A 23287-nucleotide genomic window follows, 5' to 3' on the forward strand; every position below is an offset into this window, starting at 1 on the left:
ACGGGCCTTTCGCTCGTAGGTTTCACTACGCAGCTCGTCCTGTCACAGGTACTGGCCGGTGCCTCGCTGGTGGCCGGGTTCGACCTCGCCTCCGCTGCCCGCCGGCAGGCCGCGGCGCATCTGCTCCAGCTGGGCGCGGGCGGCCATCTGCTGCGCGAACAGCGCCGTCTGCAGGCCGTGGAACAGGCCCTCCAGCCAGCCGACCAGCTGGGCCTGGGCGATCCGCAGCTCCGACTCGGACGGCGTCGACTCCTGGGCGAACGGCAGCGACAGGCGCTCCAGCTCCTCGATGAGCTCCGGGGCGAGGCCCTGCTCCAGCTCGCGGATCGACGACTGGTGGATCTCCTTGAGGCGGGTGCGGCTGGCCTCGTCCAGCGGCGCGGCCCGGACCTCCTCCAGCAGCTGCTTGATCATGGTGCCGATGCGCATCACCTTGGCCGGCTGTTCGACCAGGTCGTTGATGTCCTCGCCGCGCTCCGGCTGTTCGTCGGAGGTCAGGGCGGCCCCGACCGGCTTGCCGTCCTCGCCGACGACGAACACCTGCGGCCGGCCCTCACTCGGATCGTGGGTCATGTCTCCATCCTGGCGGGTCGATGTCGGATCCGTCATTCAGGGTGCCCGCCCGCGGTCGTCGATGCAGGCGTTTGCGCAGGTAGATAGCAGTGCGTGGGTCGTGCTGCCAGGGCGACACGAAGTGCGCACGGGTCCTGAGCAGGCGAAATCGCTGCCGCCGTGGCCTTCGCCGGCGCGAGTGATGCGATATCTGCCACCCGGCAGCGAGAACGCCGCGCCCCGTACGTAACGTGTTCCCCATGGCGTTCGACGTCGCGGCTGTTCGCGGGCTCTTCCCCGCGCTGGGCGACGGGTGGGTGCACCTGGACGCCCCGGCGGGCATGCAGGTTCCTGAACAAGTGGCGACCGCGGCGTCCACCGCGCTGCGGGCGCCGGTATCCGGTCCGGGCGGGATCTTCCCCGCATCGCAGCGCGCCGAGGCGATCGTGGAAGCCGCCCGTCGCGCTTTTGCGGACCTCATCGGTGCCAACCCCGCCGGGGTGGTGCTCGGGCCGAACTCCGCCGTTCTGCTGCAGCGGCTCGCCGACGCGCTCGGCGACGGCTGGATGATCGGCGATGACGTCATCGTCTCCCGGCTGGACCACCCGGCCAACGTCGCGCCGTGGCAGCGCGCTGCGCAGCGCTCCGGCACCACGGTCCGGTGGGCCGAGGTCGACATCGAGACCTGCGAGCTGCCCACCTGGCAGTACCAGGAGCTGGTCACCCCGCGCACGAAGGTCGTCGCGATCACGGCGGCGTCGGGTGCGGTCGGCACCCGGCCGGACGTGCGGCAGGCCGCGGACGCCGCAGCCGAGCAGGGCGCGCTGGTGGTGGTCGACGCGTCCGCGGCGGCGCCGTTCGTGCCGCTGGACATCACCGCGATGGGCGCGGACGTGGTGGCGGTGAACGCCTCGGCGTGGGGCGGGCCGCCGGTCGGCGCGCTGGTGTTCAAGAACCCGGCGATGCTCGACCAGCTGCCGTCGGTGGCGCTGGAGCCCGGCGCGCGCGGCCCGGAGCGGCTGGAGCTCGGCCCGCACGCCCATCCGCTGCTGGCCGGGCTGGTGGCGTCGGTGGACTACTTGGCGGAGCTGGACGATTCGGCGGTGGGGCCGCGCCGGGAGCGCCTGCTGACGTCGCTGGGTTCGGTGAAGTCGTACCAGGCGGGCCTGCTGGCGAACCTGACCAACGGGCTGCGGAAGCTGCGGCACGTGATGGTGATCGGCGACGCGATGCGCCGGGTGCCCTCGATGGCGTTCACGGTGAACGGGGTCAAGGCGGAGGACGCGGTGGAGCACCTCGCGGAGCGGGGGGTCTGCGCGTTCGCGGATCCGGGCACGCACGGGGTGTTCGCGGTGCTGGGCGTCGGCGAGGTCGGCGGCGCGGTCCGGGTGGGCCTGGCGCACTACACGAACGCCTCCGAGGTGGACCAGCTGGTCCGAGCGGTCGCCGAACTCGGCTGAGCCCGGGCGCCACCGCAATTTCAATGGAAATCGAAGGTCCGATTTCCATTGAAATTGCGGGAGTTGTCCACAGCCAGGGCGAGTTGTCCACAGCCCGCCGCTCGTGAGTGGTCCTTCCGGCTCTTACCGGAACATCCACCCACGAGCCGCACTTCGCCAGTCCTGGGGCGCAGTTTCAATTGAAACTGTCGTCGGACCGTCAGCGGACGAGGAGGATCTTGCCGCGGACGTCGCCCGCCTCCAGCATCGCGTGCGCTCGCGCCGCCTCCGGCAGCGGCACTCGCTCGTGCACCAGCGTCCGCACCTCGCCCGCCTCGACCAGCGGCCACAGCCGCTCCCGCACGTCGGCGACGATCGCCGCCTTGCCCTGCGGCCCTTCCACGGGCCGCCCGCGGAGCCCGAGCACCGACAGGTGCAGCCGCTTGACCAGCATCTTCCCCAGGTCCAGCTCGGCCTTCCGGCCGCCCTGCATGCCGATCACGGCCAGGTGCCCGTCCGGCGCCAGCGCGGACAGGTTGCGGTCCAAGTAGGACGCTCCCATGTTGTCCAGGATGACGTCCGCGCCGCCGAGCTCCTTGACGATCGCGACGAAGTCCTCGCTGCGGTAGTCGATGACGGGGTCCGCGCCCAGGTCGGCGCACAGCTGCCGGCTCGCGGCCGATCCGGCGGTCGCCGCCACGCGCGCGCCGATCGCCTTGGCGATCTGGATCGCGCTGGTGCCGATGCCGCCGGCGCCGCCGTGCACGAGCAGCAGCTGCCCGCTCCGGAGCCCGGCCTCCAGCACCACGTTCGACCACACGGTGCAGTTGACCTCGGGCAATCCGGCGGCCTCGACGAGGTCCACGCCGGCGGGCTTGGGCAGCACCTGCGCGGCGGGCACCACCACCCGTTCGGCGTAGCCGCCGCCGGCGAGCAGCGCGCAAACCTCGTCGCCCACCTGCCATCCGGTGACGCCTTCGCCGATTTCGGCGATTGTTCCGGAGCATTCCAGCCCGAGGATGGTGCTGGCGCCCTTCGGCGGCGGGTAGTTGCCCTGCCGCTGGCTCAGGTCGGCGCGGTTGACCGCGCTCGCGACGACGTCGATGAGCACTTCACCCGGACCGGGCCGCGGGTCGGGGTGTTCGGTCCATTCCAGCACGTCCGGTTCGCCCGGCTCGCGGATCGAAATCGCGTACATGCCCTGGACGGTAGTCAGCGACGGAGGGTTCGCAGCGCGTGGTGCGGGAGTCCGAAGTCGACCGGACAACTCGGGAAAAATGGGAAATAATCCCTGCTTCTTAACTCTTCTCGGTGCGGCCTTGACTTCGTTGAGTGATCCTCTCAAGGCTAGCCAACACAAAAGTCCACCCGAAGCGGGGAGCATGATGAGTTTGCGAACCATCACACCCAAGCGCTCGGCGGCGGCGCTGGCCGCGACGTGCGCGGCCGCGTTGTTGACCGTGACCCCGGCCAGCGCGGCGCCGGCCGACCTCGGCTCGCAGATCAACGCCAACGCCGTGAACCGTCACCTGATCGCGTTCCAGCGGATCGCCGACCAGAACGGCGGGAACCGCGCGTCCGGCCAGCCCGGCTACGAGGCCAGCGTCGACTACGTGGCGGGCAAGCTCCGCGGCGCGGGTTTCGACGTCACCACGCCGGAGTTCACCTATCAGGCGTACTTCCTGGACTCGTTCAGCCTTGCGGTGGCCGGTCAGCCGGTCGAGGGTGACGCGCTCGAGTACTCGCCGGCCACGCCGCAGGGCGGGATCACCGCGCCGCTGGCCGTCGCCCCGGTCGACGACACGCCGGGCTGCACCGCCAGCGACTACGACGGGCAGGACGTCACCGGCAAGGTCGTGCTGATCCAGCGCGGCGCGTGCACCTTCGGGGACAAGGCGAAGTTCGCCGGCGAGCGCGGGGCGGTGGGCGCGATCATCTACAACAACGTGGATGGTGCGCTCAACGGCACGCTCGGCGACCCGGACATCTCGAAGATCCCGGCCGCCGGGGTCACCAAGCAGGTCGGCGAGGCGCTCGCCGGGCAGGCCGGCGCCGAGGTGAAGCTGGACGTCCAGGCGCGCCTGGAGACCGTGACCACCCGCAACATCGTGGCGCAGACCCGTACCGGTCGCACCGACAACGTCGTGATGGCCGGCGCGCACCTGGACAGCGTTCCCGAGGGCCCTGGCATCAACGACAACGGCACCGGCAGCGCGGGCCTGCTGGAGGCGGCGCTGAAGCTCGGCGGCAGCCCGAAGGTCAACAACGCCGTGCGGTTCGCGTTCTGGGGCGCGGAGGAGTCCGGCCTGGTCGGGTCGACGCAGTACGTGCAGGGCCTGAGCTTCGAGCAGCAGCTCGACATCGCGCTGTACCTGAACTTCGACATGATCGGTTCGCCGAACGCCGGCTACTTCGTCTACGACGGCGACGGCTCCACCGGCGGCCCGACGGGTCCGCAGGGCTCGGCGCAGATCGAGCAGGACTTCGTCGCCGCGATGGCCAAGCAGGGCGTCGAGGTCGAGGGCGACGAGTTCGACGGTCGTTCCGACTACGGCGAGTTCATCGCGGTGGGCATCCCGGCGGGCGGCCTGAACACCGGCGTCGAGGAGCTCAAGACCGAGGAGCAGGCGGCGAAGTGGGGCGGCACCGCGGGCGTCGCCTTCGACCCGAACTACCACGCGCCGGGCGACAATCTGTCCAATGTGGACCGCCTCGCTCTGGAGCGGAACGCCAAGTCGCTGGCCGCGGTGATCGACGGCTACTCGAAGAGCACCGAGGCGGTGAACGGGATGCAGAGCCGCGCCGAGCGCGCGCAGCTGCGTGCCGCGCAGGTCACGATGATGGCGCAGCACGACGCCCCGGTGCAGACCAAGGCCGGTCACCACAACCTGGCCTGATCGACACCTGCGGGAAAGGTTAGAGCAGCGCGCGGGGCACTTCCGGCCACCAACTCGCCCGGAAGTGCCCCGCCGCTTCCCGGTGGTCCGCAATTTCAATGGAAATCAGAGGTCCGATTTCCATTGAAATTGCGGAAAAACTCACCGGATGGGGTGGTTGTCGTAGTCCGATCGAAGGGGATGTCGTGAAACGTGCCGTTCTTGCGGGCACAGCGGTCGCTGCCATCACCGCCGTAGCCGCCATCGCCGCGCCCGCCGCAGCTCTGGTGGCGCCCGCCGCGGACGCGGCGCAGCCGGTGCGCTTCGCGACGTTCAACGCCTCCCTCAACCGCGCCGCCGAGGGCGAACTGCTCGCGGATCTGTCCACACCGGACGATCCGCAGGCCCGCGAGGTGGCCGAGGTGGTGCAGCGGGTCCGCCCGGACGTGCTGCTGCTCAACGAGTTCGACCACGTCGAGGGCGGCGCGGCGGTCGACGCCTTCCGCGCCAACTACCTGGCGCACGGCCAGGGCGGCGCCGACCCGATCGACTACCCGTACGCCTACACCGCCCCGGTGAACACGGGCGTGCAGACCGGCATGGACCTGGACGAGGACGGCACCATCGGCGGCCCGGGCGACGCCTACGGCTTCGGCGCGTTCCCCGGCCAGTACGGCATGGTGGTGCTGTCGAAGTACCCGATCGGCGAGGCCCGCACGTTCCAGCAGTTCCGGTGGGTGGACATGCCGGGCGCGCAGCTGCCCGACGACCCGGCGACGCCGCAGCCCGGCGACTGGTACTCGCCGGAGCAGCTGGCGGCCCTGCGGCTGTCGTCGAAGTCGCACTGGGACCTGCCGATCGAGGTCGGCGGGCGGACCGTGCACTTCCTGACCTCGCACCCGACGCCGCCGGCCTTCGACGGCCCGGAGAAGCGCAACGCCCTGCGCAACCACGACGAGATCCGCTTCTGGGCGGACTACGTCAGCCCGGGCCGGGGCGGCTACATCTACGACGACGCGGGCGCGCCCGGCGGTCTCGCGCCCGGCGCCCGGTTCGTCGTCGCGGGCGACCAGAACTCCGATCCGGTCGACGGCGAAGTCAGGGAATCACCGGATTCGCCCGGCACGGCCGCCGTTCGAGGCTTGGCGGCATGAAAGCACTGATAGCCGCAGTAGCGGCAGGCGTCCTGCTGGCCCCGGCCGCGGCGGCCGAGCCCGCGCCCCTCGCACTCCCCGAACCGACCGGCCCGCTCGCGGTCGGCAAGACCACGCTGCACCTGGTCGACCACGACCGCCCCGATCCGTGGGTGCCGCAGGAGAACCGCGAGCTGATGGTGTCGCTGTTCTACCCGACCGAGGACCGCGACGGGCCGCGCGCCGAGTACGTCACGCCCGAGGAGTCGCGCCTGATCCTGGCGGGCCTGCGGGTGACCGGGGTTCCCGAGGAGATCCTGAGCACGACCCGCACCCATGCGGTGGCGGATGCGGAGCCGATGGACCGGAAACTGCCGCTGGTGGTGCTCTCGCCCGGGCACAGCTTCTCGCGCTCGTCGCTGACCGGGCTGGCCGAAGACCTCGCCAGCCGCGGCTACGCCGTCGCGGCCGTGGACCACACCTACGAGGCGAGCGCGATCACGTTCCCGGACGGCCGGATCACCGAATGCCTGATCTGCGAAACGAAACCGGGCGGGCCGACCATCGCGCGGAACCGCGCGCTCGACGTCTCGTTCGTGATCGACGAGCTGACCGGATCGGGCCTGATCGACGCGGACCGCATCGCGATGGTCGGTCATTCCCTGGGCGGCGCGGCCGCGGCGCACGCGGTGCGGGAAGACCCGCGGATCCGCGCCGGGGTCAACATGGACGGCACCTTCCATCCGGAGTTGACCGAGGACCTCGACCGCCCGTTCCTGATGCTGGGTGCGGACAAGCACGGTCGGCCGGGCGCGGACGAAACCTGGGACGCCAGCTGGCCGCACCTGACGGGCTGGAAGCGCTGGCTTTCCGTTGCGGGCACGGCACATTCGTCGTTCACGGACTACTCGATCCTGGCGGAGCAGCTGGGGATCGACGTGGGAGGCGAGCCGATGACCGGCGATCGAACAGCGCGGATCACCAGGGACTACGTCGCCGCGTTCGTGGACCTGCACCTGCGGGACCGGCCGCAGCACCTGCTGGACGGCCCGTCCCCGCGCTACCCCGAAGTCCGCTTCGAGAACCCGTGACGGCCCGGCGCACCGGACCTGCCTGACATTGGGCACGATCGGGAGGTCCACGCGCGTCGAGGCCTCCCGATCTTGGGCAGAATCGGGATGTTGCGCGGCGAATGCCGGGCGGGGAGAGGTGGGGCAGTGGTCGAGATCTTGCTGGTCACGGGCAGCACGCGGAGCGGTTCGACGAACACCGCTGCGCTGCGCACCGCGCTGGAGGCGGCGCCGGACGGCGTGACGGTCGCGCTTTACGAAGGGCTGGCCGAGCTTCCGGCGTTCAACCCCGACCAGGACACCGATTCGCTGCCCGCACCTGCCGCTGACCTGCGCGGCCGGATCGCGTCGGCGGACGCGTTGCTGTTCTGCACGCCGGAATACGCGGGCACGTTGCCCGGCAGCTTCAAGAACCTGCTCGATTGGACCGTTGGTGGTCCGGAGATGCACGACAAGCCGGTGGCCTGGGTCAACGTCGCTCCAGAGGGGCGCGGGAACGGCGCGTCCGAGACGCTCAGGACGGTCCTGGGCTACCTGAGCACCGACATCATCGATGCGGCCTGCGTCCGCCTGACCGTTCCCCGCGGCGCCGTCGGGCCCGACGAGACGATCGCGGACCCGCAGGTCCGCGAGGGGCTGCGGGATGTTCTGCGCACGATCGCGAAGCACGTGGCGGGGTGACCGAAAGCGGGCGTCGGTCCCGGGACGAAAACCGACGCCCGCCCCGATCGCCGCTGGTGCGTCAGCGCCAGGTGGCGATGGCCTCGGTCGCCCCGATCGGCTGGTACTTCAGCACGAATCCGGTTGCGTCGGCTGGGACGTCGAACACGACCTTGCCGCTTCCGGTGTCGCCCTTGGACAGCAGCGTCGCGAACAGCATCCCGGCCATGTCGGTGCCGTTGGGCGCGGCGTTGGGGTACTCGGTGCCGGAGGCGTCGGCCAGCATGAACGACGTCGCCGCCACGGCCCCGCCGTCGCCGCCGAGGAGCTCCGCCTGGACGTCGACGACGACGTACTTGCCCTCCACCGGCGCTTCCGAGAATTCGGTGAAGTCCTTCGGCGCGCTGGCGGTGATCGCGAATTGGCTGCCGTCGTTGGCCGCGCCGGCCTTTTCCCCGAAAGCGGCCTCCGGCGGCAGTTGTTCCGCGGGTTGCCGGGGCTCCGCGGCCGCCTCGACGGTGCTTTCCGCGGGCGCCGCCGCGTCGGGGGCCTCCCCGCTTCCGCAGCCGACCAGGCCCATCAGCAGCAATGCGGAAATCGGGGCGATCAGTTTCTGCACTTTTCCTCATCGGTTCGAACGAATGCGAACGTTGGCATCGTGCCAGTCGTGGGCACCCGCAACAACAAGATCAACTAACTGATCCGGAATTCATTGAGGTTTTTCCAGCCTCGTTTTGCGTGGCGGTGCGGGTAGCGGAACCTCAGAGGCTCCCTGGTCTGTGGGTGCCCCTCCTGATGTATGTCCGATACACGGCGGAGGGGCCGTCCTCGCCAGGAAGCCTCTGAGAACCCGCGGCGGTGCCAGTGTCGTAGCTGGGCTATGCGCCTGCGGCGCATGCGGCACCTCATCGACGTGTGGCTTTACGACCCGCGGCTGCGGACCGACCAGGATGAAAAAGGCTCATTTGAGCTGAACCGAAGATGCCCGTTCCCGCTATTCGGCGAGGATCTGATCGAGCGCCGCGGCGACCTCTTTCCGGGCGGCCGGGTCGAGCCCGCGCAGCGGCCGGGGCAGGTTCGGGCCGGCGATGAGGCCGAGGTGTTCGGCGGCGGCGGAGACCACGCGAATGCTGCCGTACCGGCGGAACAAGGTCCACAAAGGACTCAGCTGGTCGGACAGGACGGTCGCCTCGCCGGCGTCCGCGGCGCGGGTGATGGCGAGGCACTGCTCGGGCAGCAGGCCGCCGAGGACGCTGAACCACAGGTCGGCGCCCCCGTTCAGGCCGCCGGCGGCGAACTGGTCGCCGCTGACGCCGACGGCGACGTCCCGGGGGAGCTCGCCCCGGAGTGCGGCGATCCGCTCGCGTGCCTGGTCGGCGGGGATGCCCGGGATCTTCACCGCGGCGACGTTAGGCAGCGCGGCGATGCGCCCGTGCAGCTCGTCGCTGAACGTGAAGTGCGTGGTGCCGGGGTTGTCGTACACGCACAGCGGAACGCTCAGCTCGCGGCTGACGTCATCGAAGAGCCCGAAGACCTCGTCGTCGTTGAGGGGCTGGTAGGACACCGGCGCGAGCAGTACGGCGGACGCTCCGGCGTTCTGGGCGTCCTCGGCGTGCGCGCGGACCTGGGAGGTGCGCAGCGCGCCGATGCCGACCATGACGGGCACGCCGTCAGCGGCGTCGACGGCGATCCGCGCGGCGCGGGCGCGCTCCTCGCGGGTGAGGTATGCGTAGCCGCCGGTCGAGCCGAGCGCGCCGATCGAGTCGACACCCGCAGCGGAAAGCCGGGCGACGAGGTTCGCGAAGCCGCGTTCGTCGATGCCGTCTTCGCTGGTGGGGGTGAGCGGGAAGGCGCTCAGGCCGGTGAACATGGCGGGCGTTTCCTTTCGGCGTGCGGACGATCGAACCCCAGCCTGCCGCAAGAAGTGGCCACCCAGAAGTGCCAGTAAGCAACTACTTTGAGAGACCACTTCGGTCTACGAGAACCAGGTGACGATCTGCTCGGTCACGTTGCGGAAGAAGCTGAGAATGCCGTCCAGCGCCGCGGCCCCCTCGACCGGCGCGACGAAGAAGAAGGCGAGCGTGGCCACGAACAGCAACAGCGGAATGCCCAGCAACACCGCAAGGAGCAAGAGCGGGATAGGGCGCTTCCACCAGGGCTGCTTCGGTTTGCCGTGGAAGTGCACGCCCCCGACGCTCCCGGCCTGCACCACCGGACCGGTCGTGCGGCCCTTGAACGTGTTCTGCGTGCCGGGGACCGGCTTCGGTTCCTGATCGCCCATTGGCCGATGATCCCAAAACCCGCGCCCTCCGGCGGAAAAACGCGGTGGTCAATGCGGCAATCGCCCATTCGCCGAGGCGGCCGAGCTGTACGACCGGGCTATCCGGGGCAGTTGTTCGACGAGCTGACGAACCTGGCGGGCTGGAACCGGGTTGCTGGAGTGCATCGGAAACCTGATCGACGAGCGCCACGACGGCCGCATCGCCAAGCGGTACCTGGCGGAACTGGGGGTTGTCCGCGCCGAACCGGCCGAATAGTCCACAAAGGACTTCTGGGGCGCATCCGTGCGATCCGGGTACAAGCGGGCATCTGGCGTGCCAGACTCGCCGGATGTCGATCAACAACGCCGAGGCGGCCCTGGGAGAAGCCGCCCGCGCTTACCTCAAAGCCCGCCGCTGGCTGTGGATCGGGATGGCCGCGGCATTGCTGGCCGGAGCAGCCTGGTTCGCGGTGACGATCGGAGGACTGTTCGCGCGGCTGGCGCCGGAGACGATCCAGTTCTGGCAACAGGCCTGCTATTGCGTCGCCCTGCCTGCGTTGATAGCGACATCCAGCGCGGGCGGCAGCCGTCAGACGGCGGAAGCCTGGCTGCGCAGCCTCCAGCACCGCCTCGCCCCGGACTCGTACAGCAGCTCGACGCTGGCCGACGCCCGGAAACTCTCCCACCGCTCCTAGCCGCCGGTCCAAGGCGGCGCTCACTCGGCGGCGAGGTAGCTGACGGCACCGCTTCGCGGATCTCCCACCGTCGACTGCGGGGCCTGGCCCGTGAGCCACAGCCGTTCCAGGTGGCCGGTGTTCGTCCAGGTGCCGGCGTAGAGCACGAAGCAACCGGGGTTCGGCTGGTTTTCGCGGCACCACGACAGCGCCTCCAGCACGTCACAACCGATCAGCACGCGGGTATCGCACACCAGGCTGCGGCGGGAACCGTCGTCCCGCAGTTCCCACGACCACAGCTCGACCATGTAGGTGGGGCGATCGTTGTCGCGGCACACGCGCCTGTCGTCGAACTCTCGGACCTCCATGGCCGAGGATGATGCCCGCAGCAGACGCCCGCTGTCAGGCATCCGGCAAGTCCCATGGCCGACGGTTGAGACGAGCACGAGAAGAGCCCGGCGGAGAGATCCTCGCCGGGCCCTGTTCGTACTGGTCAAGCAGCGGAAGCGGGGGGATTCGAACCCCCGGTCGCTCTCGCGACGCTCGCTTTCAAGGCGAGTGCATTCGGCCGCTCTGCCACGCTTCCACGCCGCAGCGTAGCCAACCGGACGTGATCTTCCTACAGCCGGTCCGGGTCAGTCGAGGGTTCGCAGGTGTGCCGTCAGGCGCTGGAAAACCCCCGCCAGGACCTTCAGCTCGTGGGGCTCCAGCAGGTCGATCATGTGCTCCCGGACGCCCTCGACGTGCGCCGGTGCCGCTTCGCGCAGTTTCGTCATGCCCTTGTCGGTGAGCACCGCGAGCACGCCGCGGCCGTCGTTGGGGCATTCGTCGCGGCGCACCAGCTCGGCCGCTTCCAGGCGGCGGATCTGGTGCGAGATCCGGCTCTTGGAGTGCGCGACCTCCATGGCCAGCTCGCTCATCCGCATTCGCAGGTCGGGCTGTTCGGACAGGCAGACCAGGATCTCGTAGTCCGCGATCGAGAGCCCGTGCGTGAGCTGCAGCTCGCGGTTGAGGCGGTAGTCCAGCAACGCGCTGCCGACGATGTAGGACCGCCAGGATGCCATCTCGCAGTCGTCCAGCCACTTGGTGCGCTGCTCGGTCATCTCGGTCACGCGGCCAGGCTACCGGGAGTTTCGTGGTCCGCGGAGGCGATTCGCGCGGAGAAAAAACAATTTGCTTCCTAACCATTCGGCGTGAGTACGATCGAATCCGTGCCCGGCTTCGTGGAACAAGATCCGCAGCGCATGCCGCTGACCCGGCTGGTGGGCCTGGCCGGCCGGCGGCTGGCGCACCACTGGGAGCGAGCCGTGGCCCAGAGCACCGACCTGAGCAAGACGGCGCTGATGGCGCTGACCACGATCGACGAGCAGGACGAACCGACACATCGCGAGGTCGCCCAGCGCTGCTGGGTGCGACCGGCGACGCTGACGCCGGTCATCGACGCCCTGGAGTCCGACGGGCTGCTGACCCGGCGGCGCGGCACGGCCGACCGGCGCGTGGTCCGGCTGCGCATCACCCCGGCGGGGCGGGCGGCGCTGGACGCCGCGTGGCGGGGCGTCAGCGCGGAGTTCCGGCGGATCGAGCCGAGGACCGACCCGGCGGAAGCGGCGGTGGTCCGGAAGTACCTGCTCGCGATCCTCGGCGAACTGAGCGAGGAAGAAGGCGGATGTGACCACAGCGGTTGAAGTGACCGACCTGGTCAAGCGGTATCCCAAGGCCAAGGGCAATGCGGTGGACGGGCTCAGCTTCGAGGTGGAGGCGGGCGAGATCTTCGGGCTGCTGGGCCCGAACGGCGCGGGCAAGACGACCACCGTCGGCATCCTGACCACCAGGGTGCTGCTGACCAGCGGGACGGCGCGCGTCGCGGGCGTCGACGTGGCGGCCGACCCGGTCGCGGCCCGCAGCAAGGTCGCGGTCGTGCCGCAGCGGGTGAACCTGGACCGGTCGCTCAACGCCCGGCAGAACCTCATCTGGCACGCCGCGTACCACGGGGTCTCCCGCGGCGAACGGAAGCGGCTCGCCGACGAGCTGCTCGACCGGATGGGCTTGGCGGAGAAGGCGAAGGCCCGCGTCGACGACCTCTCCGGCGGGCAGGCGCAGCGACTGATGATCGCTCGTGCGCTGATCCACAAGCCGGAGGTGCTGTTCCTGGACGAGCCGTCCACCGGGCTCGACCCGCAGGCCCGGCTGTTCGTCCACGACCGGATCAACGACCTGCGCGCCGAGGGCGTGACGGTGGTGCTCACCACGCACGACATGGACGAAGCGGAGAAGCTGTCGGACCGGGTCGGCGTGGTCGACCACGGCAAGCTGCTGACGCTGGACACCCCGGAGGCACTGATCAAGTCGCTGCCCGGCAGCGGCACGGTGGACGCCACGCTGCGGCCAGACGGCCACGATCCGGCCGGGGTCGCCGAGCTTCTGTCCAATGTGGATGGAGTGCAGCGGGTCGAGCAGGTCGGCGCGGGGACCGCCTCGGACGGGGCGGCGGAGCTGCGGCTGCGGCTCTACGTGGGCGAGGAGCCCGCGGCGCTGCTCGGGCCGGTCGCGCAAACCCTGCACGAGCAGCGGGTTTCGGTCAGCGACCTGGCGCTGGGTTCGGCGACGCTGGAGGACGTTTTCATCGACCTGACCGGGAGGGAGCTGCGATGAGTCCGGTTCGCGCGTTCACGGCGGTGCTGGGCCGCGACGTCTTCGTGACCGGTCGGGAGCTGCCGAGCTTCCTGGCGCAGGTGCTGGTGCAGCCGGTGGCGCTGCTGTTCATCTTCGGCAAGGTGCTCAGCGAGCTCGGCTACGCCCAGCCCGGCTACGCGCAGATCCTGCTGCCGGGCATGATCGCGCTCAACGCGTTCCTGGTGTCGCTGCAGAACACGTCCTTCCCGCTGGTGCTGGACTTCTCGTTCTCCCGGGAGATCGAGGACCGGCTGCTCGCGCCGCTGCCGATCAGCTGGGTGGCGGTGGAGAAGATGCTCTTCGGCGCGCTGCGCGGGCTGTTCGCGGCGGTGCTGATGGTGCCGATCGGCATGGTGATGCTGGGCGAGATCGGCTGGAACCTGGCCGGCCTGGCGTTCGCGCTGCTGTGCATGGTGCTGGGTTCGCTGGCCGGCGCGGCGGTCGGCCTGACGGTCGGCGCTGCGGTGCCGCCGCGGCGCATCAACATCATGTTCGCGGTGATCCTGGCGCCGTTGATGTTCACCGGAGCGACGCAGTTCCCGTGGGCGCAGCTGGAACACCTGCGCTGGTTCCAGATCCTGTGCGCGATCAACCCGCTGACCTACGTCAGCGAAGGCATGCGAGGAGCCCTCCTCCCGGAGGTCCCGCACATGCCGCTGTGGGTCTGCGTCCTGGCGCTGCTGATCGCCACGGTGATCTTCGGTGCCCTCGGCATCAAGTTCTTCCTCCGCCGAGCCCTCGACTGACGACGGCGATGGGCCCGTGAGTGTTTTGAGGCGCTATAACAACCCAAAACACTCACGGGCCCTGGCCAGCACGGATCGGTCACCGGTCGAAGCGACCGGCCTTGACGACACCGAGGAACCCGGCCCAGGCGCGCTGGTTCACGCGCAGCGTGCCGCCGTCGCGGTCCTTGGTGTCGCGGATGTACGTCGCTGACTCCCCGATGGCCAACTCGACGCAGTTGTTCGTGCCGCTTCGCCTGCTCTTGCGCCACTTCAGGTTGTTCATCCCCATCCTTCGCCTGTACGCGGACCAGTTTGGCCGGCCTCTCGGCGCTGAGCGCCGATCCAGCGATCTCGGCGAACATGTCCGCGAGATGTTTAACGTCGCTCACATTCTCCACCCGCGAACCGCCACCGGTGTACTCCAGACAGACGGCTGGCGCGTCGTCGGGATCGCCGTAACCGGTGATCGTGAGGCCGCCCGGCATGGCGCCGCAGGACCCAGGCCGAACGGCACGATCTGGACGATCACGTTGTCGCGCTTCGGCGATGGTGATCAGACGCTTTCGAGCCCCTCGGCAGGCGCGGTCGTGAGTGGTGAAGCGGGTTCTGGCCCGGTTGCGCACTCACGACAGCTGCATGAGGTAGGCCACAGTTCAGGCACGGGGATCGATATCGACCGGCCCGTGGCGGCCGAACTCGGCGGCGTAAACCCTGGTCATGGCGGTGCTTTCGGGGCGTGTCGGGCAACGGATCCGGAGTTCAGCTCAAGTGTCCTATAGGACATTTGTCATTCCGATTGTTCCGTCTGGGTGCTTGTGGGAAAGTTCCGCGCGTTGGAGTAGGCCTGAAGTACTTTTCGTGGTAGCGAGGAAAATTGAAGAGGCTGATTGCGCCGTTATCCGTGGCGCTGTTGATCACCCTGGCCGGTTGCGGTGTCGGTTCGAAGCCGAACACGTCCGACGGAGGGGACACCAAGTCCTCCTCGTCGAGCAGCAGCACCGAGAGCAGCGGCGAGTCCGAGTCCACTGGTCCCCAGAGCGCTTCCTTCGGGCAGGCGGTCACTGTCTCCACCGACAAGGGCACCCAGCTGAAGCTGACCATCGGTGCGCCGACCGACTTCACCGGCCAGGCGGACTTCGAGGCGGAGAAGGGCAAGTACGTCGTCATCGACGCGTCGGCGGAACTGGCCAAGGGCGTCGCGGGCAACGTCAGCGAGGACGAGTTCATCCTCGTCGACGCCAAGGGCAACCGGTACGAGCCGGCCATCGCTTCGATGGAGATCTCCGGTTCGTTCATCAAGCTGCTCACCGACAAGGGCAAGCCCGAGACCGGCAAGATCATCTACGACGTGCCGGCGGACGCCACCGGCCTGACGGTCGAGTACTCGCCGACCGACGTCGACAGCAAGCCGCTGGGCATGCTCGCCACCTGGAAGTGAGGTCGCGAGGCCCGCTGGGCCGGGTTGTCCGAGTCGCCCCTCGACGCGGACAACCCGGCCTTTTTGTCGCTCGGTAGAGGTAAAAACCCGACACGATCGTGCGATCTAGTTTCAGTAACGCTCTGCACCCGATGATCGAGCTGATCCGTTTGTCCTGATCAGGCCATGCGCGCCGGTGATCGGACACCTGCCAGCCCGCGTCGGCGCTCCCGGTGCCCGCGTTAGCGTCCCGGCGGCACTTGATCTCTCGGATCAGGTTGCTGCCGCAGGCTTCCCGGCCATCGCCGGACGCTGCCGACAACAGGTAGGCCAACGGGCCAGGAGCTGATCATGAGGCTGCGCACAACAAGTACCAGACGCCGTGCACGCGTCGCCACGGCGGCCACGCTCGGCGCGCTCTGCCTCGGCCTCGCCGGTTGCTCCGGCGCGTCGCCGATCGAGCCGGCCACCGCGATGGCGCGCGCCGACCTCGGCATGGAGGCGGCCGCGACGACCTTCGCCGATTTCCCCAAGGCGCCGCAGGATCCCACGCCGAACGCGGAAACCGAGGGCGTCGTGCTGCGCGTCAAGCAGGACGTCGCCGTGCACACCGCGCCCGGCGGCCCCGTGTTCGCCAAACTCCCCGCGACGCAGCTGGAAAACCCCACCTGGGTGCCGGTGATCGCGGAACGGGGGCCGTGGCTGCAGGTCCTCCTCCCGTCCCGGCCCAACAGCTCGGTCGGCTGGGTGCGCACCGGCGGCGAGGTCGAGCGGGCGCGGTCGCCCTACGCCGTGGACGTCGACATCGACGCGCGGCGGCTCGTGGTCCGCAAGGACGGCGCGCCGGTCGGGGAGTGGACCGTCGGCGTCGGCGCGCCGAACGCCCAGACGCCGCGCGGCCGGACCTTCATCATGGCGGCGATCGAGGAGACCGTGACCCGGTTCAGCCCCATCATCCTGCCTCTCGGCACGCACTCGGAAACCTTCAGCACCTACGGCGGTGGCCCCGGAACCGTCGCGCTGCACGGCTGGCCCGACCCCTCGGTGTTCGGGCAGGCCAGCAGCGACGGATGCGTCCGGGTTCCCGACGACGCGCTTCGGCTGCTCATGACCCTGCCGTTGGGCACCATCGTCCACCTGCGGTGATCGCCGCGGGTGGGAACCCCTCTCCCGAAGTACGACAGAAAAGGAAGTGCGAATGCGCAAGACTGCTTGCCTCGCCGGGATTTTCGCCGCCGGCACCGGACTCCTGGCCGGCGCCGCGCCCGCTTTCGCGGACAGCGCCGACAACGACGGCATCAACGTGGGCAACGACAACAACCTGAGCCTGCTGCCGATCCAGCTGTGCGGCAACAACATCGCGGTGCTCGGTCTCGTGGTGCCGATCCTGTCGCCGCAGGCGAACGACTGCGTCAACGCGCCGATCGTGGACCACCCGACCGTCCCCGAGAAGCCGAAGCCGCACACCCCCACTCCTGAGCCCTGCCTGCCGGGCGTTCCCGGCGGGCCCGGCTCTCATGGCGTCCGCAACCCCGGTGGCCCCGGTGGCGGACTCGGCTGCGACCCCGGTGGGTCGACCCCGCGGCCGGCCGAGCCGGAGGGCCCGCGCCAGCAGGCGGTGTCGGACCCCAAGCCGCTGCCGGCCGCGCCGACCCCGGTCGCCGTCCGCGGGCACCACGCCGTTACGGGCTGAGATCATCCGACCGATTGGTTTATTTCACTCGAATGGGTACATGCCTAAGTCGTCGGCTGGCCCGTTCCGGTTGATCAGCACTAGATTCCGGTGCTGCGTAGATCACTACGCGCTCCACGTGGTCGTTTCGGCTCAAACGATCACACCCCCGGTGGTGGTGCCCGACGAAGTACTCCCCCTCTCTTCGTCGGGCACCACCGCTGTTCTTCCGGCCGTACCGGGAAATTCCGGTCAGCCGCCGATCCGGCCGAACGAGCGGGCCGCGGCCAGGAACGCGTCGTTCTCCTCCGGTTGACCGATGGTGACCCGCGCGCCCTCCCCGACGAAGGCGCGGACCACGACCCGGTTCTCCAGGCAGTGCTCGTTGAACTCGGTGGTGCGCTCGCCCAGCGGCAGCCACACGAAGTTCGCCTGCGTCTCGGGCACCTCGTAGCCGATGGCCACCAGCTCGCGGTGCACCCGCTCGCGCTCGGCGATCACGTTCGCGCACCGCTTCTGCAGCTCGTCCTGCGCCTCTAGCGAAGCGATCGCCGCGACCTGGGCGAGCGCGTTGACGCTGAACGGGATGGACACCTTCCGCAGCGCGGCCGCGACCTCCGGCGGCGCGACGGTGTAGCCGACGCGCAGCCCGGCGAGGCCGTAGGCCTTGGAGAAGGTCCGCATCGACGCGACGTTCTCGCGCTGCTTCGCGATCTCGACGCCGTCCGGGCCGTCCGGGTCGCTGACGAACTCGAAGTACGCCTCGTCGAGCACCACCAGCACGTCCGACGGCACCCGGTCCAGGAACGACTCCAGCTCGGCCCGCCGCAGCAGCGTGCCGGTCGGGTTGTTCGGCGTGCACACGAACATCAGCCGGGTGGCGGGGGTGATCGCGGCGAGCATCGCCTCCAGGTCCAGCGCGTGCCCGGCGGTCAGCGGCACCCGCACCTGCTTGGCGCCCACGACGTGCGTGATGATCGGGTAGGCCTCGAACGACCGCCACGGGAAGATGACCTCGTCCTCGGCGGTGCAGGTGGCCTGCACCAGCTGCTCGCACAGCGCGACGGAACCGCAGCCGACGGCGATCCGCTGCGGATCCACGTCGAACCGCGCGGCCAGCGCTTCGGTCAGCAGCCCGACGCCCATGTCCGGGTAGCGGTGCACCTCGCCGGCCGCCTGGTTGATCGCCGCCACCGCGCTGGGCAGCGGGCCCTCGGAAACCTCGTTGCTGGCGAGCTTGATCGAGCCGGGGATGGTGCGACCCGCGACATAAGCGGGCAACTGGTCGAGGTCGGCACGAGTGCGCACGGTCATTTACGACTCCTAGCTCAGGTCGGTCACCTGGACGTTAACGCTCCTGAGCGAGGAATTGGGGGCACGGGTCATTTTGTGCAGCGGGAGTGGCCGATGAGCGCTGGAGACTGTGCAAGTTGTGCGCGTGACGAGGTTCACGGATGGGGGTGTGCTGCGGATGGCCCAATCGGGTGCCTCGTATTGGTGACCATCCGTGGAATTCACTCGTCCGACCGGTTGAAGTCGTTGACTCATGTTCACTTCGGCGTGATTACCTGCACGGCATGACCCAAACCCGGACCGAGACGCTTGCGCTCACCGACGGCACGCAACTCCGGCTCACCATCGCCGAACCGGACACCGTGGTACGCGGCGGGCTCGTCGTCCTGCACGAGGCCCGTGGTGTCACGGAGCGGGTGCGCCGGTTGAGCAGCGCCCTCGCCGAGGAAGGCTGGCTCACCGTCGTGCCGCACCTCTACCACCGAGACGGCACCGACGAGTTCCACGACCACCACCCGGACGAGCACGTGCTTGACCAGGTGCAACGCCTGTCCGGGGACACGATCCTGGCCGACACCGACGCGTCGTTCCTCTGGCTCTCCGACCGCGGCGTGCCTGCCGACCGGCAGGGCGTCATCGGGTTCGACATCGGCGGTTCGGCGGCACTGGTGGTGGCGGCGAGCCGCACCGTGGGTGCCGCGGTGAGCGTCGGCGGGCACGGCATCCTCGAACCGCTGTCGGCCGGGCTGCCGCCGCTGGTGGAGATCGCCGGCGAGCTGTCCTGCCCGTGGCTGGGCCTGTACGGCGACAACGACGAGATCGAGGCCGGCGAGGTCGAGAAGCTCCGCGAGGTCACCGACGCCGCGCCGGCGGTGAGCGACGTGGTCCGCTACGAGGGCGCCGGGCACCGTTTCGACCGCGACGCGGAAGCGGCGGCGGAGGCGTGGCGCCGGGCCCGCAACTGGCTGGACCTCCACCTGCGCTGACGCCTGTGACGCCTGGGGCTGCCGGTGCGAACCGGCAGCTCAGCGGCGTCGAAGGCTGGCTTAACCCGGACTCGGTGGGTTATGAAAGGCCATGGCACCGAGCACCGACCCCGAGCTGTTGTGGCGGCCCGGCCCGGAACGCGTGGCCGCGAGCCGGATGACCGCGTTCCGCGAATGGTTGCGCGGCGAGCGCGGCATCGACCTGGCCGGCTACCGGGCGCTGTGGCAGTGGTCGGTGTCGGATCTGACCGCCTTCTGGTCGGCGGTGGCGGAGTTCTTCGACGTCCGCTTCCACGACCCCCCCGAGCAGGTCCTGGTCGCCGAGGTCATGCCCGGCGCGCAGTGGTTCCCCGGCGCCACCCTGAACTACGCCGAGCACGCCCTCCGCCACGGCGCGGGCAAGGCGGACGACGACCTGGCGGTGATCTTCGCCCGCGAGGACGGCCGCGGCGAGGAGATCACCTACGGCGAGCTGAGGGAGCGGGTGGCCGCCGCGCGGGCGGGCCTCGCGGAGCTGGGCGTGCGGGCCGGCGACCGCGTCGTGGCGTTGGCGCCGAACTGCCCCGAGACGCTGGTGGCATTCCTCGCCGCGGCGAGCCTCGGTGCGACCTGGTCGTCGTGCTCCCCGGACTTCGGCGCGCGGGCGATCGCGGACCGCTTCGTGCAGATCGAACCCAAGGTGCTGATCGCGGTCGACGGATATTGCTACGGCGGCAGTACTTTCGACACCAGGTCCACTGTGGATCGATTGCGCCAAGCGATGCCGGGGCTGGTCGGCACGGTGCTGGTCGACTACCTCGGCGAAGCGGCCGAACTGCCGGGCGCCATCGACTGGGACGACCTGCTCGCGCGGCACCGCGGCGCGCCGCTGGAGTTCGACCCGGTGCCGTTCGACCACCCGCTGTGGGTCCTGTACTCCTCGGGCACCACCGGCCTGCCGAAGGGCATCGTGCACGGCCACGGCGGCATGGTGCTGGAGCACCTCAAGGCCATCGGCCTGCACTGCGACCTCGGCCCGGGCGACCGGTTCTTCTGGTTCACCACGACCGGCTGGATGATGTGGAACTTCCTGGTCGGCGGCCTGCTGAGCGGCACGACCCTGGTGCTGTACGACGGCAATCCGGGCTACCCGGCGCTGTCGGCGCTGTGGGAACTGGCGGCCCTGCACCGGGTGAACTACTTCGGCACGTCGGCCCCGTTCATCCAGAGCTGCCTGAAGCGCGGCCTGCGCCCGGGGGACGACTTCGACCTGTCCGCGCTGCGCACGGTCGGCTCGACCGGGGCGCCGCTGACCACCGACGGCTTCCGCTGGGTGGCCGACGCGGTCGGCGAGGACGTGCAGATCGCCAGCGTCTCCGGCGGCACCGACCTGTGCACCGCGTTCGTGGGAGCCGCGCCGGATGTGCCGGTGTGGCTGGGCGAGATCTCCTGCGCGCTGCTCGGCGCGGCGGTCGCCTCCTACGACGAGCAAGGCCGGGAGCTGCACGACGAGGTCGGCGAGCTGGTGCTGACCAAGCCGATGCCGACGATGCCGGTGTTCTTCTGGAACGACCCGGACGGCTCCCGGCTGCGCGAGGCGTACTTCGACGTGTTCCCGGGGGCGTGGCGGCACGGCGACTGGGTGCGGCTCACCGACCGCGGCACCTTCGTGATCTACGGCCGCAGCGACTCGACCCTCAACCGCGGCGGAGTCCGGATGGGCACCGCGGAGTTCTACCGGGTGGTGGAGGGCTTCGAGGAGATCGTCGACTCGCTGGTGATCGACACCTCGGGCGCGGGCGAGGTCGAGGGGAAACTGCTGTGCTTCCTGGTGCTGGCCGAGCGCGCCGAGCTGGACGAGGTCAAGCCGCGGCTCAAGGCGGCGCTGCGCGCGGAGCTCTCGCCGCGGCACGTGCCGAACCGGTTCATAGTCGTCGACGAGGTGCCGCGCACCCTCAACGGCAAGAAGCTGGAGGTTCCGGTGAAGAAGATCCTTGCCGGCACGCCGCCGGAGCGGGCGGTCAGCCGCGACGCCCTCCGGAACCCGGCGGCCCTGGACCCGTTCGTGCAGCTCAGTGCCGACCTGAACGGGTGACGGACGGAAAAACCGACCCCCCTGTTTCGACCGTTCGGAGGGGTGTGTAATCTTTTCTCCGGTGGCCGCGAGGGTTACCGGGAGGCTTCGCCTAGTCTGGTCTATGGCGCCGCACTGCTAATGCGGTTGGGGGTTACGCCCCCTCCCGGGTTCAAATCCCGGAGCCTCCGCTGTGGCCTCCACCGCCAGGTGGAGATCACAAAACTGAAGACGCGCCCGTAGCTCAACGGATAGAGCATCTGACTACGGATCAGAAGGTTAGGGGTTCGAATCCCTTCGGGCGCACGTCTGGTCGAGACAGCTGCGAACCCCCTCTAGCAGGGGGTTCGTTGCTTTTCGGGGGTCTGAACGGCCGGGCGACGGCTTGCCGTTCAGGCCCCGGTTGCCAATAAATTGCCAACTTTCCTCGGCTACTCACGGGGAGCCTCGGGATCCAGGAAGTCCAGCGCCTCAGCGCCAGCGCGGGACTCCTGACCCCGCCCGAAGTAGTTGTCCTGCGTCATCGACACGTGCGAATGCCCCAGCAGATCTGCCACCTGACGGGCCGTCAGCCCGGCCTCATCCTGGAGCGTGGCGAACGTCTTGCGGAGCGTGTGGAAGGTCACCCACTCGTACCCGGCCCGCGTGCGGAACGGCACCCACACCCGATTGATCACGTTGGAAGCGTTGAGGTAGCCGTTCTTCGTATTGGTGAAGACCGGCATGTCCTCGTTGACGACGCCGAGCCTGGCCTTGCGCTCCAAGAGCATCTGCACGCACCAGTCGGTGAGAGGGATGTCACGCCCCGCAGTCTCGGACTTGCCGTCGTTGCGGACCGTCCCCTTGCCGCGCGCCTGGATGATGTTGCCGTCCATGCGGAGTTTCTTCTTCTTGGCGTCAAAGTCCGTCCAGCGAGCCCCGAGCGCCTCCCCGGACCGCTCACCGGTGGCGATGAAGAACCGCACCAGGTCCGGCAGGTCTCGCCGCTGGGCCTCCTCGTCGGTATCCAGCTTCCCGAGGAGATCGAACACGTCGTCCCGTGTCAGGGATCGCGCCTTCTTCCGTTTGGTCTTCGCCCGCCGCTCGGTCAGCGGAGCAATCCCCTTGACTGGGTTCTTCTCCGCCGCGCCGGCCTCCATTGCGAAGATCATGATGTGGCTGATCACGGCCTTGACGTGCTTGGCGAGGCTCACGCTATGCGCCTTCAGCTTTGCCTGACACAGCCTGCTGACCACCGGGGTCTTCACCTCGAAGACCCGAAGACGTCCCAGCGCGGGCTTGACGTGATTGCGGTAGGCATCGCTGTAGGTGTCCAGCGACGAGAAGGAGAACGTCCCGTTCTCGGCGTCATCCCGGAACTGTGCCAGCCACAGCTGCGCCACCTCGTCGAACAACGACATCGCTGTCACATCTGCACCAGCAGCCGTCGCCGGAGCCAGGTCCTTGACCGCGTCCCGGACGGCTTGCCTGGCCAGCTCTTTCGTCCGGCCCCGGCGGCGAACGTCGGCGTAAGTGCCATCCTCACGCCGGAACCAGGCCCGCGCCGCCCACGACTTGCCGACCTGTTTCACCGAGATCTCGCCCATGCCACCCAGCGGCAGCGGGAGCCGACCTGACATCAGGCCACCCCCTCAGACAGGGACTCGAACCAGGCGTCAACGTCTTCGCGGCGGTACCGGACGTACTTGCCCACGCGCCGCCCCTTGGGTCCGGTGCCGCGGCTGTTCCACCGGTAGACAGTGTTAAGTGGAACTCCGAGGTAGTCGGCCACGTCCTGCGGCCCCCACAGCTTGATGCTCAT

The 23287-nt window shown here is 69.4% G+C and carries 24 protein-coding genes, 3 tRNA genes and 1 pseudogene; 16 read left to right on the forward strand and 12 right to left on the reverse strand.

The window, feature by feature from the left end; all coding sequences use genetic code 11:
* Positions 1-42 precede the first annotated feature (42 nt).
* Positions 43-573, reverse strand: coding sequence for a bacterial proteasome activator family protein (locus ACWEV3_RS10185; protein WP_452613535.1), 531 nt, complete (start codon positions 571-573; stop codon positions 43-45).
* A gap of 239 nt (positions 574-812) precedes the next feature.
* Between ACWEV3_RS10185 and ACWEV3_RS10190 the strand changes: the two genes are divergently transcribed.
* On the forward strand, positions 813-2012 hold the full coding sequence (locus ACWEV3_RS10190; RefSeq protein WP_452613536.1) for a cysteine desulfurase-like protein: 1200 nt from the start codon (positions 813-815) through the stop codon (positions 2010-2012).
* A gap of 199 nt (positions 2013-2211) precedes the next feature.
* On the opposite strand, the gene ACWEV3_RS10195 is transcribed toward ACWEV3_RS10190, so the two are convergent.
* Positions 2212-3189, reverse strand: coding sequence for an NAD(P)H-quinone oxidoreductase (locus ACWEV3_RS10195; RefSeq protein ID WP_452613537.1), 978 nt, complete (start codon positions 3187-3189; stop codon positions 2212-2214).
* Positions 3190-3376: 187 nt separating this feature from the next.
* Here ACWEV3_RS10195 and ACWEV3_RS10200 point away from each other — a divergent pair, with 187 nt between their 5' ends.
* The 4 genes and pseudogenes from ACWEV3_RS10200 (at position 3377) to ACWEV3_RS10215 (ending at position 7751) form a co-directional block, all read left to right on the forward strand.
* The gene (locus ACWEV3_RS10200; RefSeq protein ID WP_452613538.1) at positions 3377-4888 is read left to right on the forward strand and encodes a M28 family metallopeptidase; all 1512 of its coding nucleotides are present in this window, start codon (positions 3377-3379) and stop codon (positions 4886-4888) included.
* Positions 4889-5130: 242 nt separating this feature from the next.
* Positions 5131-5964 (forward strand): annotated as a pseudogene (locus ACWEV3_RS10205) (endonuclease/exonuclease/phosphatase family protein); the annotation flags it as partial.
* 53 nt (positions 5965-6017) lie between these two features.
* On the forward strand, positions 6018-7091 hold the full coding sequence (locus ACWEV3_RS10210; RefSeq protein WP_452613539.1) for an alpha/beta hydrolase family protein: 1074 nt from the start codon (positions 6018-6020) through the stop codon (positions 7089-7091).
* A 126-nt stretch (positions 7092-7217) separates the two neighbouring features.
* Positions 7218-7751 (forward strand): NADPH-dependent FMN reductase, encoded by a 534-nt coding sequence (locus ACWEV3_RS10215; RefSeq protein ID WP_452613540.1) that lies wholly within the window; start codon positions 7218-7220, stop codon positions 7749-7751.
* Positions 7752-7812: 61 nt separating this feature from the next.
* Here the strand turns inward: ACWEV3_RS10215 and ACWEV3_RS10220 are convergent, their stop codons facing one another.
* From ACWEV3_RS10220 to ACWEV3_RS10230, 3 genes are all read right to left on the reverse strand, one after another.
* Positions 7813-8349 carry a DUF4352 domain-containing protein gene (locus ACWEV3_RS10220; RefSeq protein ID WP_452613541.1) on the reverse strand — a complete coding sequence of 179 codons (537 nt, stop codon included), beginning with the start codon at positions 8347-8349 and terminating at the stop codon, positions 7813-7815.
* A gap of 375 nt (positions 8350-8724) precedes the next feature.
* Positions 8725-9600, reverse strand: a complete 876-nt coding sequence (locus tag ACWEV3_RS10225; protein ID WP_452613542.1) for a dihydrodipicolinate synthase family protein — start codon at positions 9598-9600, stop codon at positions 8725-8727.
* Between the two features lie 105 nt (positions 9601-9705).
* Positions 9706-10011, reverse strand: coding sequence for a hypothetical protein (locus ACWEV3_RS10230; protein WP_452613543.1), 306 nt, complete (start codon positions 10009-10011; stop codon positions 9706-9708).
* A 329-nt stretch (positions 10012-10340) separates the two neighbouring features.
* On the opposite strand from ACWEV3_RS10230, the gene ACWEV3_RS10235 reads away from it, so the two are divergent.
* Positions 10341-10685, forward strand: a complete 345-nt coding sequence (locus ACWEV3_RS10235) for a hypothetical protein (protein ID WP_452613544.1) — start codon at positions 10341-10343, stop codon at positions 10683-10685.
* Between the two features lie 20 nt (positions 10686-10705).
* Here the strand turns inward: ACWEV3_RS10235 and ACWEV3_RS10240 are convergent, their stop codons facing one another.
* The 3 genes from ACWEV3_RS10240 to ACWEV3_RS10250 form a co-directional block, all read right to left on the reverse strand.
* Entirely contained in the window at positions 10706-11032 is a 327-nt protein-coding gene (locus ACWEV3_RS10240) for a hypothetical protein (RefSeq protein ID WP_452613545.1), read from the reverse strand.
* 133 nt (positions 11033-11165) lie between these two features.
* Positions 11166-11250, reverse strand: a tRNA-Ser gene (locus tag ACWEV3_RS10245).
* A gap of 49 nt (positions 11251-11299) precedes the next feature.
* Positions 11300-11767, reverse strand: coding sequence for a MarR family winged helix-turn-helix transcriptional regulator (locus ACWEV3_RS10250; RefSeq protein ID WP_132479529.1), 468 nt, complete (start codon positions 11765-11767; stop codon positions 11300-11302).
* A 90-nt stretch (positions 11768-11857) separates the two neighbouring features.
* On the opposite strand from ACWEV3_RS10250, the gene ACWEV3_RS10255 reads away from it, so the two are divergent.
* From ACWEV3_RS10255 to ACWEV3_RS10265, 3 genes are read left to right on the forward strand one after another with little or no spacing between them, the layout of a single operon-like run.
* Positions 11858-12349, forward strand: a complete 492-nt coding sequence (locus ACWEV3_RS10255; protein ID WP_452613546.1) for a MarR family winged helix-turn-helix transcriptional regulator — start codon at positions 11858-11860, stop codon at positions 12347-12349.
* Positions 12333-13316 carry an ABC transporter ATP-binding protein gene (locus tag ACWEV3_RS10260; protein WP_452613547.1) on the forward strand — a complete coding sequence of 328 codons (984 nt, stop codon included), beginning with the start codon at positions 12333-12335 and terminating at the stop codon, positions 13314-13316. The genes ACWEV3_RS10255 and ACWEV3_RS10260 overlap by 17 nt, the downstream gene beginning before the upstream one ends.
* Positions 13313-14083, forward strand: a complete 771-nt coding sequence (locus tag ACWEV3_RS10265) for an ABC transporter permease (RefSeq protein ID WP_452613548.1) — start codon at positions 13313-13315, stop codon at positions 14081-14083. The genes ACWEV3_RS10260 and ACWEV3_RS10265 overlap by 4 nt, the downstream gene beginning before the upstream one ends.
* Positions 14084-14162: 79 nt before the next feature.
* On the opposite strand, the gene ACWEV3_RS10270 is transcribed toward ACWEV3_RS10265, so the two are convergent.
* Positions 14163-14348 (reverse strand): DUF397 domain-containing protein, encoded by a 186-nt coding sequence (locus ACWEV3_RS10270; protein ID WP_452613549.1) that lies wholly within the window; start codon positions 14346-14348, stop codon positions 14163-14165.
* Between the two features lie 618 nt (positions 14349-14966).
* On the opposite strand from ACWEV3_RS10270, the gene ACWEV3_RS10275 reads away from it, so the two are divergent.
* The 3 genes from ACWEV3_RS10275 to ACWEV3_RS10285 all read left to right on the forward strand — a co-directional run bounded on the left by ACWEV3_RS10275 (position 14967) and on the right by ACWEV3_RS10285 (position 17175).
* Positions 14967-15503 carry a hypothetical protein gene (locus tag ACWEV3_RS10275; RefSeq protein ID WP_452613550.1) on the forward strand — a complete coding sequence of 179 codons (537 nt, stop codon included), beginning with the start codon at positions 14967-14969 and terminating at the stop codon, positions 15501-15503.
* Positions 15504-15833: 330 nt separating this feature from the next.
* Positions 15834-16628 (forward strand): L,D-transpeptidase, encoded by a 795-nt coding sequence (locus tag ACWEV3_RS10280; RefSeq protein WP_452613551.1) that lies wholly within the window; start codon positions 15834-15836, stop codon positions 16626-16628.
* A 52-nt stretch (positions 16629-16680) separates the two neighbouring features.
* The gene (locus ACWEV3_RS10285) at positions 16681-17175 is read left to right on the forward strand and encodes a hypothetical protein (RefSeq protein WP_452613552.1); all 495 of its coding nucleotides are present in this window, start codon (positions 16681-16683) and stop codon (positions 17173-17175) included.
* Positions 17176-17406: 231 nt separating this feature from the next.
* Here the strand turns inward: ACWEV3_RS10285 and hisC are convergent, their stop codons facing one another.
* Complete coding sequence (gene hisC / locus ACWEV3_RS10290) at positions 17407-18468, reverse strand: histidinol-phosphate transaminase (protein ID WP_452613553.1); 1062 nt, start codon at positions 18466-18468, stop codon at positions 17407-17409.
* A gap of 263 nt (positions 18469-18731) precedes the next feature.
* Between hisC and ACWEV3_RS10295 the strand changes: the two genes are divergently transcribed.
* The 4 genes from ACWEV3_RS10295 (at position 18732) to ACWEV3_RS10310 (ending at position 21792) form a co-directional block, all read left to right on the forward strand.
* Positions 18732-19433, forward strand: a complete 702-nt coding sequence (locus ACWEV3_RS10295) for a dienelactone hydrolase family protein (protein ID WP_132479170.1) — start codon at positions 18732-18734, stop codon at positions 19431-19433.
* Positions 19434-19524: 91 nt separating this feature from the next.
* A complete protein-coding gene (locus ACWEV3_RS10300) occupies positions 19525-21507 on the forward strand; it encodes an acetoacetate--CoA ligase (RefSeq protein ID WP_452613554.1) in 1983 nt (660 codons plus the stop codon).
* An 80-nt stretch (positions 21508-21587) separates the two neighbouring features.
* Positions 21588-21677: transfer RNA gene (locus ACWEV3_RS10305), tRNA-Ser, on the forward strand.
* Between the two features lie 42 nt (positions 21678-21719).
* Positions 21720-21792 (forward strand) — tRNA-Arg (locus tag ACWEV3_RS10310).
* A 125-nt stretch (positions 21793-21917) separates the two neighbouring features.
* Here ACWEV3_RS10310 and ACWEV3_RS10315 read toward each other — a convergent pair.
* Positions 21918-23072: a tyrosine-type recombinase/integrase gene (locus ACWEV3_RS10315; RefSeq protein ID WP_452613555.1), complete on the reverse strand. Its 1155-nt coding sequence runs from the start codon at positions 23070-23072 to the stop codon at positions 21918-21920.
* A gap of 32 nt (positions 23073-23104) precedes the next feature.
* Entirely contained in the window at positions 23105-23287 is a 183-nt protein-coding gene (locus tag ACWEV3_RS10320) for a helix-turn-helix transcriptional regulator (protein ID WP_452613556.1), read from the reverse strand.

This window comes from Saccharopolyspora sp. NPDC003752, assembly GCF_053605825.1.

What these genes read in the sequence shown, in the direction of transcription:
- ACWEV3_RS10315 (WP_452613555.1), bottom strand. Translation starts at nt 23,072, where the DNA reads ATGGGCGAGATCTCGGTGAAACAGGTCGGCAAGTCGTGGGCGGCGCGG.
- ACWEV3_RS10240 (WP_452613545.1), bottom strand. Translation starts at nt 11,032, where the DNA reads ATGGAGGTCCGAGAGTTCGACGACAGGCGCGTGTGCCGCGACAACGAT.
- ACWEV3_RS10200 (WP_452613538.1), top strand. Translation starts at nt 3,377, where the DNA reads ATGAGTTTGCGAACCATCACACCCAAGCGCTCGGCGGCGGCGCTGGCC.
- ACWEV3_RS10300 (WP_452613554.1), top strand. Translation starts at nt 19,525, where the DNA reads ATGGCACCGAGCACCGACCCCGAGCTGTTGTGGCGGCCCGGCCCGGAA.
- ACWEV3_RS10250 (WP_132479529.1), bottom strand. Translation starts at nt 11,767, where the DNA reads ATGACCGAGCAGCGCACCAAGTGGCTGGACGACTGCGAGATGGCATCC.
- ACWEV3_RS10195 (WP_452613537.1), bottom strand. Translation starts at nt 3,189, where the DNA reads ATGTACGCGATTTCGATCCGCGAGCCGGGCGAACCGGACGTGCTGGAA.
- ACWEV3_RS10235 (WP_452613544.1), top strand. Translation starts at nt 10,341, where the DNA reads ATGTCGATCAACAACGCCGAGGCGGCCCTGGGAGAAGCCGCCCGCGCT.
- ACWEV3_RS10270 (WP_452613549.1), bottom strand. Translation starts at nt 14,348, where the DNA reads ATGAACAACCTGAAGTGGCGCAAGAGCAGGCGAAGCGGCACGAACAAC.
- ACWEV3_RS10210 (WP_452613539.1), top strand. Translation starts at nt 6,018, where the DNA reads ATGAAAGCACTGATAGCCGCAGTAGCGGCAGGCGTCCTGCTGGCCCCG.
- ACWEV3_RS10265 (WP_452613548.1), top strand. Translation starts at nt 13,313, where the DNA reads ATGAGTCCGGTTCGCGCGTTCACGGCGGTGCTGGGCCGCGACGTCTTC.
- ACWEV3_RS10225 (WP_452613542.1), bottom strand. Translation starts at nt 9,600, where the DNA reads ATGTTCACCGGCCTGAGCGCCTTCCCGCTCACCCCCACCAGCGAAGAC.
- ACWEV3_RS10320 (WP_452613556.1), bottom strand. Translation starts at nt 23,287, where the DNA reads ATGAGCATCAAGCTGTGGGGGCCGCAGGACGTGGCCGACTACCTCGGA.
- hisC (WP_452613553.1), bottom strand. Translation starts at nt 18,468, where the DNA reads ATGACCGTGCGCACTCGTGCCGACCTCGACCAGTTGCCCGCTTATGTC.
- ACWEV3_RS10190 (WP_452613536.1), top strand. Translation starts at nt 813, where the DNA reads ATGGCGTTCGACGTCGCGGCTGTTCGCGGGCTCTTCCCCGCGCTGGGC.
- ACWEV3_RS10280 (WP_452613551.1), top strand. Translation starts at nt 15,834, where the DNA reads ATGAGGCTGCGCACAACAAGTACCAGACGCCGTGCACGCGTCGCCACG.
- ACWEV3_RS10285 (WP_452613552.1), top strand. Translation starts at nt 16,681, where the DNA reads ATGCGCAAGACTGCTTGCCTCGCCGGGATTTTCGCCGCCGGCACCGGA.
- ACWEV3_RS10230 (WP_452613543.1), bottom strand. Translation starts at nt 10,011, where the DNA reads ATGGGCGATCAGGAACCGAAGCCGGTCCCCGGCACGCAGAACACGTTC.
- ACWEV3_RS10295 (WP_132479170.1), top strand. Translation starts at nt 18,732, where the DNA reads ATGACCCAAACCCGGACCGAGACGCTTGCGCTCACCGACGGCACGCAA.
- ACWEV3_RS10185 (WP_452613535.1), bottom strand. Translation starts at nt 573, where the DNA reads ATGACCCACGATCCGAGTGAGGGCCGGCCGCAGGTGTTCGTCGTCGGC.